The organism is Methylobacterium sp. FW102-HT35C08, assembly GCF_058790235.1.
In genome coordinates this window covers 4,464,718-4,479,479 of the sequence record NZ_JBYTCL010000002.1, presented here as the reverse complement: position 1 = coordinate 4,479,479, position 14,762 = coordinate 4,464,718, and the positions used below count along the sequence as shown (strand labels likewise).

At 69.0% G+C, this 14,762-nt stretch carries 16 protein-coding genes, 1 tRNA gene and 1 pseudogene; 9 read left to right on the top strand and 9 right to left on the bottom strand.

What is annotated here, in order from left to right; genetic code table 11:
* Positions 1 to 109: 109 nt before the first annotated feature.
* The 6 genes and pseudogenes from AC3WSN_RS21265 to AC3WSN_RS21240 form a co-directional block, all read right to left on the bottom strand.
* Entirely contained in the window at positions 110 to 1,732 is a 1,623-nt protein-coding gene (locus AC3WSN_RS21265; protein WP_492543192.1) for a GMC family oxidoreductase, read from the bottom strand.
* 33 nt (positions 1,733 to 1,765) lie between these two features.
* Positions 1,766 to 2,575: a shikimate dehydrogenase family protein gene (locus AC3WSN_RS21260; protein WP_492540597.1), complete on the bottom strand. Its 810-nt coding sequence runs from the start codon at positions 2,573 to 2,575 to the stop codon at positions 1,766 to 1,768.
* 42 nt (positions 2,576 to 2,617) lie between these two features.
* Positions 2,618 to 3,424 (bottom strand): 3-oxoacyl-ACP reductase FabG, encoded by an 807-nt coding sequence (gene fabG / locus AC3WSN_RS21255; RefSeq protein WP_492540595.1) that lies wholly within the window; start codon positions 3,422 to 3,424, stop codon positions 2,618 to 2,620.
* A 34-nt stretch (positions 3,425 to 3,458) separates the two neighbouring features.
* Positions 3,459 to 4,478 (bottom strand): GntR family transcriptional regulator, encoded by a 1,020-nt coding sequence (locus AC3WSN_RS21250; RefSeq protein ID WP_492540593.1) that lies wholly within the window; start codon positions 4,476 to 4,478, stop codon positions 3,459 to 3,461.
* 62 nt (positions 4,479 to 4,540) lie between these two features.
* Positions 4,541 to 5,817 (bottom strand): annotated as a pseudogene (locus tag AC3WSN_RS21245) (UxaA family hydrolase).
* A 320-nt stretch (positions 5,818 to 6,137) separates the two neighbouring features.
* A tRNA-Ala gene (locus tag AC3WSN_RS21240) sits at positions 6,138 to 6,213 on the bottom strand.
* 122 nt (positions 6,214 to 6,335) lie between these two features.
* Here AC3WSN_RS21240 and AC3WSN_RS21235 point away from each other — a divergent pair.
* The 3 genes from AC3WSN_RS21235 to AC3WSN_RS21225 are packed head-to-tail and all read left to right on the top strand — an operon-like array spanning position 6,336 to position 8,369.
* Positions 6,336 to 6,638 (top strand): YggT family protein, encoded by a 303-nt coding sequence (locus AC3WSN_RS21235; RefSeq protein WP_091722957.1) that lies wholly within the window; start codon positions 6,336 to 6,338, stop codon positions 6,636 to 6,638.
* 12 nt (positions 6,639 to 6,650) lie between these two features.
* The gene (locus AC3WSN_RS21230) at positions 6,651 to 7,694 is read left to right on the top strand and encodes a MaoC family dehydratase (RefSeq protein WP_492540590.1); all 1,044 of its coding nucleotides are present in this window, start codon (positions 6,651 to 6,653) and stop codon (positions 7,692 to 7,694) included.
* A 24-nt stretch (positions 7,695 to 7,718) separates the two neighbouring features.
* Positions 7,719 to 8,369, top strand: coding sequence for a GNAT family N-acetyltransferase (locus AC3WSN_RS21225; protein WP_492540588.1), 651 nt, complete (start codon positions 7,719 to 7,721; stop codon positions 8,367 to 8,369).
* Between the two features lie 16 nt (positions 8,370 to 8,385).
* Here the strand turns inward: AC3WSN_RS21225 and AC3WSN_RS21220 are convergent, their stop codons facing one another.
* Positions 8,386 to 9,015 (bottom strand): outer membrane protein, encoded by a 630-nt coding sequence (locus AC3WSN_RS21220; RefSeq protein WP_492540586.1) that lies wholly within the window; start codon positions 9,013 to 9,015, stop codon positions 8,386 to 8,388.
* 140 nt (positions 9,016 to 9,155) lie between these two features.
* Here AC3WSN_RS21220 and AC3WSN_RS21215 point away from each other — a divergent pair, with 140 nt between their 5' ends.
* Positions 9,156 to 9,620, top strand: a complete 465-nt coding sequence (locus tag AC3WSN_RS21215) for a hypothetical protein (protein ID WP_492540584.1) — start codon at positions 9,156 to 9,158, stop codon at positions 9,618 to 9,620.
* 148 nt (positions 9,621 to 9,768) lie between these two features.
* On the opposite strand, the gene AC3WSN_RS21210 is transcribed toward AC3WSN_RS21215, so the two are convergent.
* On the bottom strand, positions 9,769 to 9,987 hold the full coding sequence (locus AC3WSN_RS21210; protein WP_192710723.1) for a hypothetical protein: 219 nt from the start codon (positions 9,985 to 9,987) through the stop codon (positions 9,769 to 9,771).
* Between the two features lie 136 nt (positions 9,988 to 10,123).
* Between AC3WSN_RS21210 and AC3WSN_RS21205 the strand changes: the two genes are divergently transcribed.
* The 5 genes from AC3WSN_RS21205 (at position 10,124) to AC3WSN_RS21185 (ending at position 14,288) form a co-directional block, all read left to right on the top strand.
* Entirely contained in the window at positions 10,124 to 10,318 is a 195-nt protein-coding gene (locus AC3WSN_RS21205) for a hypothetical protein (protein ID WP_192710724.1), read from the top strand.
* A gap of 326 nt (positions 10,319 to 10,644) precedes the next feature.
* Positions 10,645 to 11,073, top strand: a complete 429-nt coding sequence (locus tag AC3WSN_RS21200) for a hypothetical protein (protein WP_492540582.1) — start codon at positions 10,645 to 10,647, stop codon at positions 11,071 to 11,073.
* 735 nt (positions 11,074 to 11,808) lie between these two features.
* Complete coding sequence (gene oxlT, locus AC3WSN_RS21195; RefSeq protein WP_492540580.1) at positions 11,809 to 13,110, top strand: oxalate/formate MFS antiporter; 1,302 nt, start codon at positions 11,809 to 11,811, stop codon at positions 13,108 to 13,110.
* Positions 13,111 to 13,376: 266 nt separating this feature from the next.
* Complete coding sequence (locus AC3WSN_RS21190) at positions 13,377 to 14,078, top strand: GntR family transcriptional regulator (protein ID WP_492540578.1); 702 nt, start codon at positions 13,377 to 13,379, stop codon at positions 14,076 to 14,078.
* A gap of 27 nt (positions 14,079 to 14,105) precedes the next feature.
* Positions 14,106 to 14,288, top strand: a complete 183-nt coding sequence (locus tag AC3WSN_RS21185; protein WP_192710728.1) for a hypothetical protein — start codon at positions 14,106 to 14,108, stop codon at positions 14,286 to 14,288.
* Positions 14,289 to 14,523: 235 nt separating this feature from the next.
* On the opposite strand, the gene AC3WSN_RS21180 is transcribed toward AC3WSN_RS21185, so the two are convergent.
* Entirely contained in the window at positions 14,524 to 14,661 is a 138-nt protein-coding gene (locus tag AC3WSN_RS21180; protein WP_492540576.1) for a hypothetical protein, read from the bottom strand.
* Between the last annotated feature and the right edge of the window lie 101 nt (positions 14,662 to 14,762).

The following is a 14,762-nucleotide window of genomic DNA, read 5'->3' as shown; positions in this document are numbered from 1 at the left end:
GAACTGAGATCTGCTGCGCAGCGCGGCCGACAACGGGACCGCAATCGGCGCAGTGCGGGGCCGGCGCAGTCCTGCCGTACGCGCACCTGGGCGCGATGGCCAGAACAGATCAAGCATCGGCCCGGATCAAGTCGGCCGCCTTCTCGGCGATCATGAACACAGCCGCCTGCGTATTTCCAGAGACGATGCGCGGCATGATCGAGGCGTCCGCCAAGCGCAGGCCGGTCACGCCGCGCACGCGCAGGTTCGGATCCGTGACCGACCCGGGATCGCCGCCCATGCGGCACGTTCCGCAGATGTGGTAGATCGTCTGGCCGTCGCGGCGGGCGAAATCGAGCCAGTCCGCATCGGTCCGGCACGCGGGTCCCGGGGTGAGCTCGGCCCCGCGGAAGCGGTCCATCGGCGCCTGCTCGACGATGGACCGGGCGATCTTCATGCCCTCGACCATCGCTCGACGATCCTCCTCGGTGGCGAGGAAGTTCGGGCGGATGACCGGGGGCTTCAGCGGATCGGGCGAGGCGGCGTGGATCGTGCCGCGCGATTCCGGCCGCAACTGCGTGACGCCGATCGTCATGCCGGGCAGCCGGTCGAGCTTGCGCTCGGCGGCGTTGGCGTAGCTCGCGTGCATGAAGAAGTACTGCACGTCGGGCCCGTCGAGTCCGGGCCGCGTGCGCACGAAGCCGTGGGCGAGGCCGGTCCCGAGCGACAGGATCCCCTGCCGAGTCGCGAGATAGCGCGCCGCCGCGAGCCCGAGGCGGAGGCCGCGCGTCTGCTCGTTCAGCGTCACCGGCAGGCGCACGCGCCAGTTCATGCGCGTGCAGTAATGGTCCATATAGTCGGCGCCGACGCCCGGGAGCGCGCGCCGCACCGTCACGCTGAGCCCGGAGAGGATCGCCGGATCGCCGAGGCCGGACAGTTCCAGGATCTGCGGTGTCTGAGCCGCGCCCGCAGCGAGGATCACCTCCCCGCGGCAGCGGAACAGCCGCTCGCGCCCGCCGACCAGCGCGGCGACGCCGCTCGCCCGCTCCCGGTCGAAAGTCAGCCGCAGGACGTGCGCGTCCGTCATGACGGCGAGGTTGGCGCGTCCCAGCGCGGGCTTCAGGTAGGCGTCGGCGGCGCTGACCCGCCGCCCGCGCCGCTGATTGACCTGATAATAGCCGAAGCCGTCCTGACTCGCCGCGTTGTAGTCGGGATTGCGCGGATACCCGGCCGCCTGCGCGGCGGCGATGAAGGCCTCCGCGATGGCCGGCCGCTCGGAGACTTCGGTGAGCGGCAGCGGGCCACCGCGGGCGCGCAGCGGATCGGCCGCCCCGTCGTAATCCTCGAGCCTCTGGAAGTAGGGCAGCACGTCGGTGAAGCCCCATCCGCGGCACCCGGCCTGCGCCCAGGCATCGTAATCCTGCGGCTGCCCGCGCACGTAGATCATGCCATTAATCAGCGTCGACCCGCCGAGTCCCTTCCCCCGCGGTACCGCGATCACCCGGCCGCCGGTCGCCTCCTCGGGTTCGGTCCGGAAGCGCCAATTGTAGGACGGGTGCTGGAGCAGGCGGCTGAACCCGGCCGGGATCGAGACCCAGGGGCTGCGCGCCTGTCCCCCCGCCTCAAGGAGCAGCACCCGGCGCGTCCCGGACTCGGTCAGCCGGTTGGCGAGGACGCAGCCCGCCGTGCCGCCGCCGACGATCACGTAGTCGAAGTCGCCCGCCTCAATTGCGTCGGTGTCGGTCGGTGCCAAGGTCTGCGCCACGGTTCGCCCCAGGATCCGGCCTCAGAGGGCGCCCATGTGGCGGGCCATCAGGGCGATCTGGTGCTCCAGCATCGGCAGGCCCTTCTGGATGCGGCAGCCCGCGGCCTGCGCCGTGGCGAGCAGCGGCGTGGTCTCCGGATCCATGATCGCCTCGGCGACGAACTGCCCGTCGTGGAGGGTGCTCAGATCGAAGGGCGCGGCGTCCTGCGGACGCATCCCGAGCGACGTGCCGTTGACGAGGAGGTCGTGCTCCGCCTGGGCGCCCTCGGCGGCGACCACCAGCCCGGGATAGGCGGCGCGCAGGCGCTCCGCCAGCGCCTGCGCGCGGTCGGCGGTGCGGTTCAGGATCGTCAGGCGCGCGACGCCCGCCTCGGCGAGCGCGAAGGCGATGGCGCTCGCCGCGCCGCCAGCCCCCGCCAGCGCCGCGCTCCGGCCGCGGGGCTCCAGGCCCGAGGCGCGCAAGGCCTCGACGAACCCGACCCCGTCCAGCATCGTGCCGACCATGCGCCCGTCGGCCTCCCGCCGTACGCAGTTGACCGCCCCGATCTGCTCGGCCTCGCGAGTGAGCGCGTCGCACAGGTCGGTCATTGCCGTCTTGTGCGGGACCGTGGCGATGAAGCCGCCGAAATTGCGCAGGTGCCTCAGCCCGTCCATCACCGTGGCCAAGCCGTCCGCCGGCACGTGAAGCGGGACGAGCACGCCGTCGATCCCGTGGCGGGCGAACAGCGCGCTCATCACCTCGGGAGCCTTCACATGGTAGATTGGGTCCGCCAGGATTCCGTAGACCCGGGTCCGCCCGGTGATCCCAACCGCGGTGCGTGCGCTGTTCATGGCCGTCCTTCCGTCCATCTGTTGTCCTGACCGGCTCCGGCTTCACGTCATGTAGAGGCCGCCGGCGACGTCGACGGTCTGGCCGGTGACGAAGCTGGCTTCGGCGGAGGTGAGGTAGAGGGCGAGATCCGCGACCTCCTCGGCGGCGCCGAGGCGGCCCATCGGGGTCAGGCGAACCTGTTCGTCGTTGACAGCGCGGCCTACCGCTCGGACCATCGGGGTCTCGATCCGGCCCGGGGCGATTGCGTTGACGCGGATGCCGAACGGCCCGAGCTCGGCGGCGAGGTGCTTGGTGAGGCCGATCAGCCCGGCCTTCGACGCCGCGTAGTGGCAGGCGACGATCGGCGAGTAGGTCTTTCCCGCCACCGACGACAGGTTGACGATCCAGCCGCGCCCGGCCGCGCACATCGCCGGCGACAGCGCCCGAACGGTGTTGAACGCGCCCGTCAGATTGACCGCGATGACGCGGCTCCACTCGGCCGGATCCATCTCCCAGACGCGGTGGGCCGCCCCGGCGTGCTTGGGGGAGATGCCGGCATTGTTGACCACTGTGTCGAACGGGTCGCCCAGCGCCGCGGCGGCCTCGGACAGGGCCGCCTCGGTCGCCGGGTAGTCGGCGACGTCGAACTGCAACGGCAGGGCGCGCCCGCCCGCAGCCTCGATGACCGAAACCGTCGCCGCCACGTCCTCCGGGTTCACGTCGGCGACGCCGACCAGGGCCGCGCGCCGGCCAAACCCCTCCGCGATCGCCCGGCCGATCCCGCGGCCGGCTCCCGTGACGAGGACGCGCCGGCCGGCATGGCTCGGTCGGCAAGCGATCGCGTCCGGATTCGTGTCCCGCTCGGTCATCCCAGATCCTCGGATAGGCGCGCCGGACGCGGTCCTATCGATCCACGTGCGTGGCATCATCCCGAAGATGGCCGGACGAATGCGACGACCCTGGGATGATATACGGAGACTTCACGTCAGGCTGTCCGAGCTGGAAGACCTTCAGGCGCTTGAGCGCCTTCGCCTTGGATGAGACGAGGTGTTCGCTCAGGGCGCGGCAGGCGGTCTCGTGATCCCCCGCCCGGACGGCATTGAGCACGTGGAGATGCTCGTCCATGAACGGGTCGGTTCCCGGTCGGTCGGGCAAGGCATTCTGGATGTGCTTGCCGACGACGAGGAGGCAGCGCGTCCGGCGCAAGGCCTCCGCCATCTCGGTGTTCGGGCTGTGGGCAAGACAGGCGACGTGCAGGTCGTTCTCGAGGACATCGAGCCCGGCGATGTCGGGGTCCGGCATCGCGCGGGCCGCTTCGACGAGGCGCGCCTCCATCGCGGCGAGGGCCGAAGCGGGGATGCGCCCGATCGCGGCGCGGAGCAGCGGCGGTTCGAGGATGAGGCGTAGGTCGTAGAGATGCTCGACTCGCGTGCTGTCGAGGGGAATGACCTGCCATTGACCATTCCCCTCCTTTGTCACGAGCCCGACGCCCTGCGCACGCAGGAGCAGGTTACGGGCGACGGTGCGGCCCACGCTGAGATGTCGGGCGAGCGCCAGCTCGTTGACGCGGAAGCGACCGAGGAGGGAGGCGAGGATGACGTCGCGCTCAAGCGCGTAATAGAACGGCTCCCAGCCCTCGTCCGGGCCAAGTTCCCCGTCGAGTTCGATCAGGTCCGGCGTGACGGCGAGGCGCCGGTCCGGAGGCGCACCGCCGACGGCGACACCTCGGCCGTCGAAGCGGTGGACAAGACCCGCTTCCTCCAGGGCCGCGAAGGCCTGTCGGACGGGCGAGCGACTCGCCTTGAACATCCCGGCGATTGCGCTCTCCACCAGCACGCAGCCTGGGGCCAGCCTGCCGGCCTCGATGGCGACGCGCAACGCGTCGCCGATCAGCGCATAGGCTGGACGGCGGCGCGCAGCCACGACCCGCCCCGGCCGTGCGGTGCGGGTCCGGGATCCGCGCCCGCGGACGCTGCCTGCCTCGCTCACGTCACGGCGCCGAGCGGCCAGGGCACGAACTCGTTGTCGCCGTAGTCGTAGCCTTCGCTCAGCGAGCGCTCGCCCGAGGCGACCGCGATGATCCGCTCGAAGATCCGCTCTCCCGCCGCCTCGATCGTATCCTGCCCGGTGACGACGCCGCCGCAGTCAATGTCCATGTCCTCCTCCATGTGGGCGTACATCTCGGAGTTGGTGGCGATCTTGATGCAAGGTGCCGGCTTGAAACCCGAGACGGAGCCCGGCCGGTGGTGAAACAGATGATGTTGCAGCCGCCTGCGACCTGGCCCGTCACCGCGACGGGATCGTAGCCGGGCGTATCCATGAAGACGAATCCGCTGCGGTCGATGGGCTCGGCGTACTCGTAGACCGCCGTGAGCGGCATGGTCCCGCCCTTGGCCACCGCCCCGAGGGACGTCTCCAAGATCGTGGTCAGCCCCCCGGCCTTGTTGCCGTGGGAGGGATTGTTGTTCAGCTCCGCCCCGTGCCGCTCAGTGTAGTCGCGCCACCACGCGATCCGGGCAACGAGTTTCTCAGCCACCGCCCGGTCGACGGCCCGGCGGGTGAGGAGGTGCTCGGCACCGTAGATCTCCGGCGTCTCCGACAGCACCGCCGTGCCGCCGTGCCGCACCAGCAGGTCCGCGGCGTGGCCGAGTGCGGGGTTCGCCGAAATGCCCGAGTAGCCATCCGAGCCGCCGCACTGGAGGGCGAGCTTGATCCCCGACACCGGCACGGTCTCGCGCTCGACCGCGTTCACCGCGTCGAGCATCCCGCGGATCGCCTCGGCCGCCGCCTCCACCGTCTTGCGGGTGCCACCCATCCCCTGGATCGTCATGGTGCGCAGGAACGGCCCCTCCGACAGGCGCGACTCCTCCATCAGCTTGCCGATATGGTTCGTCTCGCAGCCAAGGCCGATAATCAGGATGCCACCGAAGTTCGGGTTGCGGGCGTAGCCGGAGAGGGTGCGCGCCAGGAACCGGTAGCCCTCGGTGGCCGTGTTGATGGCGCAGCCGCCACCATGGGTCAGCGCCACGACCCCGTCGACGTTCGGGTGTCCGGCGAGCCCGGTACGGTTCATGAGGTCGGCGGCCGCCTTGGCGACGGTGGCCGAGCAATTCACGGAGGTCAGAATGCCGATGTAATTGCGCGTGCCGATGTCGCCGTTCGGCCGCCGGTAGCCCTGGAAGGTGGGCCGCTCGGCTTCGGGGAGCAGCGGCGTCGGCCGGGCATCGGCGCAGAAATCGTGAGCGACGGCACCGTCGCGCATCTCCATGTTGTGCAGATGAACGTGCTCGCCCGACGCGATGTCCTGGCGGGCATACCTCGAAGCCGAGCGCGGCTAGTTTCATGCCTTTGCGCGACATGCGTCGGGCGATAAAGTATGCTTGATCCGACGTGCGATTCGGTTGCTGCGGAGCGCGCCGCGATTGCACAACGGCGAAGGAACCGAACGAAGGAACGGATTCGCAGCGCGTGCTGCGGTTTGGGGAGAAGTACACCCTCTGGATGGGGAGACCTGGGGAGAAAGCTCGGGGAGCGACCTCCTAAACCATTGCCACCACTCGTATTTCTGACACGAAAAATAAGTGGTGGAGCTGAGGGGATTCGAACCCCTGACCTCCGCAGTGCGATTGCGGCGCTCTCCCATCTGAGCTACAGCCCCGTCGAGGCGCCGGCCTTGTAGGCGCGGGCGGCTCAGCCTGTCAATTCCTGTTTCACCGTCGTCCGCCACGCGCCGCTCCGGCGCTGGGTCGCGGGCGCCCCGAGGATAGCGCGCGAACCCGCATGAACGCCCTGATCTGGCTCTTCGACACGGTCGTCCAGCTCTTCATCTACGTCCTCATCGCCAGCGCGGTCCTCAGCTGGCTCGTGGCCTTTAACGTGGTGAACGTGCGCAATCCGATCGTCGCGCAGATCGGCGAGGTGCTCTACCGGATCACCGAGCCGGTGCTGCGGCCGATCCGCAACCTGCTGCCCAATCTCGGCGGCGTCGACATCTCGCCGATCATCCTGATCCTGCTGCTGCTGTTCATCAGCCGCCTGCTGCACGAGTATGCCGTGCCTGCAACCTACGTTTACGCGCAGTAGGATCGCCCGACCGTGAAGACGAATCCCGGCCGCTTCTTCGAGGATTTCCGCCTCGGCGAGACCATCCGCCACGCCACCCCGCGCACCGTGACGGTGGGGGACGTGGCGCTCTACACGGGCCTCTACGGGCCGCGCTTCGCCGTGCAGTCCTCGGACGCCTTCGCGCGCGCCTTCGGCTACCCGAAGAGCCCGCTCGACGACCTGCTCACCTTCCACATGGTGTTCGGCAAGACCGTGCCGGACGTCTCCCTCAACGCGCTCGCCAATCTCGGCTACGCCGAGGGCGGGTTCCGGCGGCCGGTCTATCCGGGCGAGACCCTGTCGACCGTCTCCGAGGTGATCGGCCTCAAGGAGAGTTCGAACCGCCAGACCGGCGTGGTCTACGTGCGCTCGGTCGGCTCCGACGAGCACGGCGAGACCGTGCTGAGCTATTGCCGCTGGGTCCTCGTGCGCAAGCGCGACCCCGAGGCCGCGATCGCCGAGGAGCACGTGCCGAGTCTTGCCAAGGTGGTCGACCCGCGGGATCTCGCGGGCGCCCTGCCGACGCTCTCGGCCGCCGCCTACGATACGGATCTGGCCGGCAGCCCGCACCGCTTCGCGGATTACGCGGTGGGCGAGAAGATCGACCACGTCGACGGCATGACCGTCGAGGAGGCCGAGCACCAGATCGCCACGCGCCTGTTCCAGAACACCGCCAAGGTCCATTTCGACGGCCTCGCCGCCAAGGACACCCGGTTCGGCCGGCGGCTGATCTACGGCGGCCACGTGATCTCGCTGGCCCGGGCGCTCAGCTTCAACGGGCTTGCCAACGTGTTCGCGATCGCCGGCATCAATGCCGGCCGCCACGTGGCGCCGCTCTTCGCCGGCGACACGGTCTATGCCTGGAGCGAGGTGCTGGATTCGGCCGATGTCGGCCGCGACGATGTCGGGCTCCTGCGCCTGCGCACGGTCGCCACCAAGAACCAGCCCTGCGGCGCCTTCCCGGACCGCGCGGGCGAGGGCTATGACCCGGCCGTGATCCTCGACCTCGACTACTGGGCCTTCGCGCCGAAGTAGAACGGGCGCCCGGACCCGCACGCCGTGGCGGCCAGGATCCCGAAGGCGGGCGCCGTGACCGTGCGGCGCGCCGGGCCTGAGGATGCGCCCGCGATCGCCGCGATCCACGTGACCGCCTGGCACGAGACCTATACCGGCCTCCTGCCCGACACGATGATCTCCGCCCTCACGGTCGAGGTGCGGCAGGCCTGGTGGGCGCAGCTTCTGAGCAATCCGCCGGCGACGCGCGGCGGCGCGGCGTACCTGGCCGCGCTTGACGGGACGCCCGTCGGATTCGGCACCTGCAACGCTCAGCGCTCGGACGTTCTGGCGGCGGCGGGCTTCGACGGGGAGATCAGCAGCCTCTACGTCCTGCGCGCCGCACAGGGGCGGGGGGCGGGGCGGGCGCTCATGGCCCGAATGGCGACGCGTCTGCAGCGGGCGGAGTACCGCGCCGCCGGGCTCTGGGTGCTGCGCGAGAATGCGGCCGGCCGGCGCTTCTTCGAGGGCTGTGGCGGCACGCTGCTCGACGGGGATGCGGGTCTGCGCGTCCAGGGCCGGTTCACGGAAGTCGCCTATGGCTGGCGCGATCTCGCACCGCTCACGGCCCTCGCACCGGATCCGGGCTCAGGTCCGGGCGCCCCGCGGCCGGCGCGCCGCACGACGCCTCCGCGGGCCCGCGCGCGCGGGGGATGACCAGCCGTCCGGCGCCTCAGCGGATGCCGGCGCCCACCACCCCGGCCTCGACCGCCAGGGAGAGGCGGTCCGTAACCGCCCACTCGACGCCGACGCCCGCCACCGGCCGCACCGCGATGTCCTGGCGGGTGAACGGCAGCGTCGACGGCGTCGGGCCGACCCGCAGGGTCTCGTGGAGCGCCACGGCGCCGCCCTTGGCGTAGAGCAGCACGTCCGGGGTCAGGAGCGTCCCGACCTTCACCTCCAGGGCACCGGCGAAGTCGCGCGCATAGGCGAGGCGCCCGTAGCCCGGCGTCAGGGTGCCGTCGAGCCCGGCCAGATAGTCGAACCCGCCGCTGATCCCGTAGAGGATCGGGCCCGCCTGCCACATCCGGCCGCCCTCGAAGCCGATCGTAGGGCCCGAATAGCTGCCGAAGTGCCGGGAGGAGGTCACCGCGTACCCGGTCGACAGGCGGGCGTAGGAGCCGGTCCAGCGGCCATACGCGTCCTCGGCCGTCTGGGGCCACGCGAAGGAGGGCAGCGGCGCGAAGCCGATCGAGGGCCACAGGAGCGCCTGGGCCGCGGCCGGCGACGCCTGAAACAGGCAGAGGCCGAGGCAGAGGCCGGCGGCATGGCGGAGCGGACGCGAGACGGCACGTCGAGTCATGCGGCCATGCTAGCCGAACGCGTCGGGCCGCAACAGGGCAAGCTTGGCCATCGACGCTGCCTCGGGCCGCCCCGGCCGGAACATGAGGGCCGCCTGCCGTCTTGCCCTCAGCGTAGGTCGAAGGGCGAGAGGCGGGCGCCATGCAGGGATACGGAACGGCGTTCGGCCTCGGGCTCGTGGCCGGGATGCGCAGCATGTCGGCCTGTGCCGCCCTGACCTGGGCCGCCGCGGACGGCCGGACGCGCGGCGCCTTCATTCCGGCCGGTGCCGGGGCGCGGGCGCTCGCCACGACGGCGGCGCTGGCCGAGATGGCGGGGGACAAGATGCCGTTCGCGCCTGACCGGCGCATCCCGCCGTCGTTCGCGATCCGGCTGGCCATCGGCGCGGCGGGCGGCTGGGCCCTGACCGGGCGGCACGCGCACCCCGGCTACGGGGCTCTGGCCGGTCTCGCAGGGGCGGTCGCCGGGACGCTACTCGGCCGCGCGGCTCGGGGGTCGGATTCGCGCACAGCGCCGGGCCGGGCCAGCGGGCTGGTCGAGGACCTGGCAGCCGCCGGTCTCGCGGCGGCGATCGTGGTCTCGGCCGAGCGTCAGAGGCCGATCTAGCGCACGCGGCCGGTGCGGCCACGACGGTTTCCCGTCCTCTTCGGAAGCGGAGCGCGGCCCGGCGGCCGCGCCGCGCTCGCCGATTCCCGCCGCCCTGGATTGCTCCGCTCACGCGGATGGTCAGCCGCTGCGCCGGCCGGGAACGACATCACGATGTGTCGGCCCCCTTCTGAAGGTCGCGGTCCCGTTGGTCGCGCAGCCGCAGGAGTCGTTTTAACTTCGTCACCAACTGCCCCGCGGCCGCCGATTTGTCCTGTCCCGCGCGGTGCAATTCGCGAAGACGATGCAGCAGAGCGGTTACTTCCTCATCGGCCGCCACGATCTCTGCATTCTGCTGAAGCAAGTCTCGGATCCAGGTGTCCGACATGCACCCCCCAAAAGCTTCCCCCGGCAGCGGCCGCCTGACGCCTTGAGGCTCTCCCGTCATCGTCGCATGCCTCACGAATTCGTGAGGTATGGTACTTGCTGTACATGCTATCAGGCCGTCACGGGGGAAGCCACTTATGTCTGAGGACAGGCCGGTCGCGACGGCTGTCGCTGTTCGCGAACTTGTCGGTGCCGAATTCATCGACGGGGGCGATACCGTCGCGGTCCGCTTCGCGGCAGCAGATGGCCAGATCATCGGGGTATTGATCCCGCGATGGGTGTTTTCTGAGCTGCAGGCGATTGTGCCTGATGGATCAGATCGTCAGCGATAAGCCGGGTTCGTATCGGGCAGATGCGCCGCGTCCGCATCCGAGAGAAGGGCCAGGATCCGCTCTCCACGCGAGCGGATGTTGCTGGACGGCCGGCGAATGGCCGCTTCCAGGGGGGCATCGAAGGCGATCCGGGCGGTTGCCAGGGGGCGCAACCAGACTGATCGCTCAGGGTGAATTTCCGTCGGTCCGCGTCCGAGCGGTGAACGCATCGGAGCGGACCTTGCTGGCCGGCTCGCCCGGAAGCCAATTCGTCGAAATCAAGTGATCAGCACAGCACTTTTGAAGGGCCTCCCGCGCATCCTGTCCGGATGCGATGGAGGTAGGCTATGCGGACGTGGGTGGCGGTGGGCGTGGCATTTCTGGCCCTGGTGGGGAGCATCAACGCGGCCGAGGCGCGCGCACGGATGCGCCTGTCGTTCGGGCGTACGGTGGCGCCCCAGCGGCCCGTCATGCCGGCCCCCAATGCTGCCGCAGCTCAGACTGGCTCCGCCGGACGGATCGGCTACCGGCCCGTCATCACGATCACGCCGGGCCAGGCCGCCGTTGCAGCCGCCGCGACCACGGTGCCGCTCGCAACCTCCGGCGATGCGACCGCCGGCGCCGGCCTGACGGCGCGGATAGAGCCTTCTGCGGTGACCTCAGAGCCCGCGTCGCCGCGCATCCGTGAGGTCCGCGCGATCGCCCCGCCCTGCGAGGCTGGCAAGCGCGTTGGCGGTGTGGAGCACGAGGACGCCGGCTTCTGTCTGATCAACTGATCGCGTTCGCAGTCAGCCCCAGGATTCGATCCAGAACCAGAACACTTCCATGTCGGGGGGCGGCGTCATTCTCGGCGCTCGGAACGGTCGCGTCTGCAGAACGGTTCGGCCGCAGGTCCGCTTCTCGAGGTCCGCTTCTCGCCCCGCAGCGAGGCTGCCGGAGGACATACGAACGCCGCTTCAGGAAGCGGAAAGGCCGGTATGGGTGGGTTCGCGACGGTTCACGGCGCCGCCCCCGGGCCTCGATCGGGCGCAGCACAAGCACGACCCGCTCCGTGGTCGGCCTTTGCCCACGCTTCAGCTCCAATGCTTCCAGTCAGGGCTGATCTGCCGAATCAGTACGGTCCGTCGCCAGCTATTCGAGCCGACCGCACCCTTGGAAGCCGGAATCTAGCAGACACTGCATGAAGCATCTCCGGCTTCACCAGCACACCGAAGATGCGTGTCCGCAAAACTGTCAACAGGCTATGAAGCCCGGCGCAATCCAGGATCGATGCGCAGCCGACAGCGCAATCAAGTTGTACGCGCAGCGCTGACTTATAATCCCGCTCCCGTGACCACAAAATATGAATTATTTTGCTTGCCAATCGGCTCTGGCACACAGAATAATGCATGCCGCCATGCCAATATCGAAACCTGACAAACGGTTTCGGCGAGGGCCGGCAATGCGGCGGCGTGCACGCCAAGTCTATAGCACGTCGCCGAATGTCAGCGCAGGGTTGAGGGAGGAAGCTCATGGCCATGCCAGATGCCACGCCGGCTACGGCAATACCCAGTACAAATCGATGGCTGCAGATCGTGCTCGGCGTGATCTGCATGGTTGCAGCGGCGAACATCCAGTACGCCTGGACGCTGTTCGTACCCGAGATCCAGAAGACCTTCGGTTGGGACCGCGCCGCGATCCAGGTCGCCTTCACGATCTTCGTCGTCGTCCAGACCTGGCTGACCCCGATCGAGGGCTATTTCATCGACAAGTACGGCCCGAGCCGCGTCGTCATGTTCGGCGGTCTGATGACGGGCCTGGCCTGGGTCATCAACTCCTACGCCACCAGCTTGAGCGGCTTCTATCTCGGCTCGGTGGCCGGCGGCATCGGCGTCGGTTGCGTCTACGCCACCTGCGTCAACAACGCGCTCAAGTGGTTCCCGGACAAGCGCGGCCTGGCGGTCGGCCTCACGGCGGGCGGCTACGGCGCCGGCTCGGCGCTCACCATCCTGCCGATCGCCAAGATGATCGATGGCGGCAACTACGCCCAGGCCTTCTTCGTCTTCGGCCTGATCCAGGGCGCGATCATCATCGCCGCCGCCATCGCCATGCGCGCGCCGCGCAAAGAGCAGGTACCGTTCTCCACCAAGGTCCTGCAGTCGCGGCGCGACTACACGCTGCGCGAGGCGCTGCGCACCCCCGTCTTCTACGTGATGCTGCTGATGTTCACCTGCACGGTGACGGGCGGCCTGATGGCGGTGGCCCAGCTCGGCGTGATCGCGCAGGATCTCGGGGTGAAGAACTTCCAGGTCAACCTGTACTTCTTCGCCATGGCGGCGCTGCCCTTCGCGCTGATGCTCGACCGGATCATGAACGGCATCTCGCGCCCGCTCTTCGGGTTCGTCTCGGACCGGATCGGGCGGGAGAAGACGATGTTCATCGCGTTCGCGATGGAGGGTATCGGCATCGTGGCCCTGGGCTATTTCGGCTCGAATCCGTGGGCCTTCGTGATCCTGTCCGGCGTGGTGTTCCTGGCCTGGGGCGAGGTCTACTCGCTGTTCAGCGCCACCGCCGCCGACACCTTCGGCTCGAAGCACATCGGCAAGATCTACGGCGTGCTCTACTGCGCCAAGGGCTTCGCGGCGCTGTTCGTGCCGGTCGGCAACCTGATCATGCAGGCGACTGGGACCTGGGCGACGGTCCTCTACACGGTGGCGACCATGGACCTGATCGCCGCCGTCCTGGCGATCGCGGTGCTGCGGCCGATGCTCAAGCAGCACCACGCGGCGAACAACGACGCGGCGGCTCCGGCGCTGAAGCTGGCGCACGCCTGAGCGACGGGCTCGGCCACCCCGCGGCCGAGCCAGACCCGCGATGCCCCGGCTCCGGAATTCCAGAGCCGGGGCAGAGATGAAGGGCCGGGTCGCGCGTCGTCGGCACCCATAGCGTCAGTTCATCGATACGCCTGATCGCCCGAGACGACTTTGAGACTTCGGGCGTACGCCGCCGATCGAGCGAGACACAGCTTCGCTGACGCATCGCTCCGACGCACTCTCTGGACTTGGCACCAAGATCGATTCTCGCGTTCCCGGAGCCGACTGTGCTGCAGCCTCCTGAGACCTCTCTGGGTCTCGCCTCGATCGGACAGACTGCGAGCCTGCGTGAGCAGGCCTACGACAGCATCAAGCGATCGATCCTGGCGATGGATCTCTATGACGGATCGGCCCAGATCCGGCTGCACGAACACCAGATCGCGCAGGATCTCGGCATCAGCCGCACGCCCGTCAGAGAAGCCCTGACGCTTCTGGAGCGGGAGGGCTTTGTCTGCACGGTGCCGCGGCGCGGCCTCTTCGTGACGCGCAAGACCAAGCGCGAGATCGTCGAGATGATCACGGTCTGGGCCGCGCTCGAGGGCTTGGCAGCTCACGCCGCCGCAAGGCACGCCAGGGATGCCGATATTCGCGAGCTCGGCAAAGCCTTCCAAGACTTCGATCGGTCGACATTGCCGGATCGGCTGAACGCTTATGAAGAGGCCGACCTCGACTTCCACCAGACGATCATCCGTCTCGGCGGCTGTGGGTTGATGGTCGAGATGACGGCCAACCTGTTCATCCACATACGGGCGCTTCGATCGACCTTCCTCCATCGGCCTGGGAGGATCGAAGACTCGATGCGCGAGCATGCCGGCATCATCGCCGCGCTGCAGGCCCGCGACGCGGATCAGGCTGCAATCCTCGTCCGCGACCATGCGCTTGGGCTGATCGCACATGTCGAAGCGCATTGGGCTTGGCCGGAGGAATGAGCGTCACCTCTGGCGGAGGACCGACCTATGCTACCGTCCGTTCAGATCACCGATCTGCTTGGCCTCGGCTTCCTGATCCTCGGACTCGTCGGGGCAGGTGTTGCCAGTGCAAGCCGGTCGCCGCGTTTCGCTGAGGAGCCGCGGGAGGAACTCGCGGGCGGAGCGCTGCTGGTGGCGATCCTCGGCCTCGCCTTCGTGCTTGCTGAATGAGCGGCGCAGCACGAGAGGAGTCGGCCTGTTCGCGTTCGACGGCGACTCAGCCCAATGCCACCGATGGCCGAATTGCACGCACGCGCCGATGGACGAAACTCGGGATGGCCCGCGTTTGGATGGGGCGGGCGTTTCCGGATCGAGGCGCGGAACGCGCCATGATCCGGACGGTCAAGGATACGCCTCCAGCCGACGCTTGAGGCTGGCGGGCCGCGTGAGACGGCCCCGGCATGGCTCAGGCCAGGGTCAGGACCGCGCCGGTGAAGCCTGCGGCGGGCCTGTCGGCGTCGAAGTGATGAGCCAGTGCCACCGCGACCGCAAAGTTGGCGATGGCGGCGAACGGCAGAAGGGCGAGGGCGGTGAGAAGGGTCATCGGCGGCGTCCTGTTGTGCGGTGCGTAATAAGCGATATCGCACCGCACACAGAGTGTTGGTATACCACATGCCTCACGCCAGACATGCGGCACCTGCATGA

Bases quoted from the DNA above. Each gene is read 5' to 3' on its own strand.
- AC3WSN_RS21260 (WP_492540597.1), bottom strand. From the start codon at position 2,575: ATGAACAGCGCACGCACCGCGGTTGGGATCACCGGGCGGACCCGGGTC.
- fabG (WP_492540595.1), bottom strand. From the start codon at position 3,424: ATGACCGAGCGGGACACGAATCCGGACGCGATCGCTTGCCGACCGAGC.
- AC3WSN_RS21185 (WP_192710728.1), top strand. From the start codon at position 14,106: ATGCTACCGTCCGTTCAGATCACCGATCTGCTTGGCCTCGGCTTCCTG.
- AC3WSN_RS21180 (WP_492540576.1), bottom strand. From the start codon at position 14,661: ATGACCCTTCTCACCGCCCTCGCCCTTCTGCCGTTCGCCGCCATCGCC.
- AC3WSN_RS21200 (WP_492540582.1), top strand. From the start codon at position 10,645: ATGCGGACGTGGGTGGCGGTGGGCGTGGCATTTCTGGCCCTGGTGGGG.
- AC3WSN_RS21210 (WP_192710723.1), bottom strand. From the start codon at position 9,987: ATGTCGGACACCTGGATCCGAGACTTGCTTCAGCAGAATGCAGAGATC.
- AC3WSN_RS21215 (WP_492540584.1), top strand. From the start codon at position 9,156: ATGCAGGGATACGGAACGGCGTTCGGCCTCGGGCTCGTGGCCGGGATG.
- AC3WSN_RS21235 (WP_091722957.1), top strand. From the start codon at position 6,336: ATGAACGCCCTGATCTGGCTCTTCGACACGGTCGTCCAGCTCTTCATC.
- AC3WSN_RS21205 (WP_192710724.1), top strand. From the start codon at position 10,124: ATGTCTGAGGACAGGCCGGTCGCGACGGCTGTCGCTGTTCGCGAACTT.
- AC3WSN_RS21220 (WP_492540586.1), bottom strand. From the start codon at position 9,015: ATGACTCGACGTGCCGTCTCGCGTCCGCTCCGCCATGCCGCCGGCCTC.
- oxlT (WP_492540580.1), top strand. From the start codon at position 11,809: ATGGCCATGCCAGATGCCACGCCGGCTACGGCAATACCCAGTACAAAT.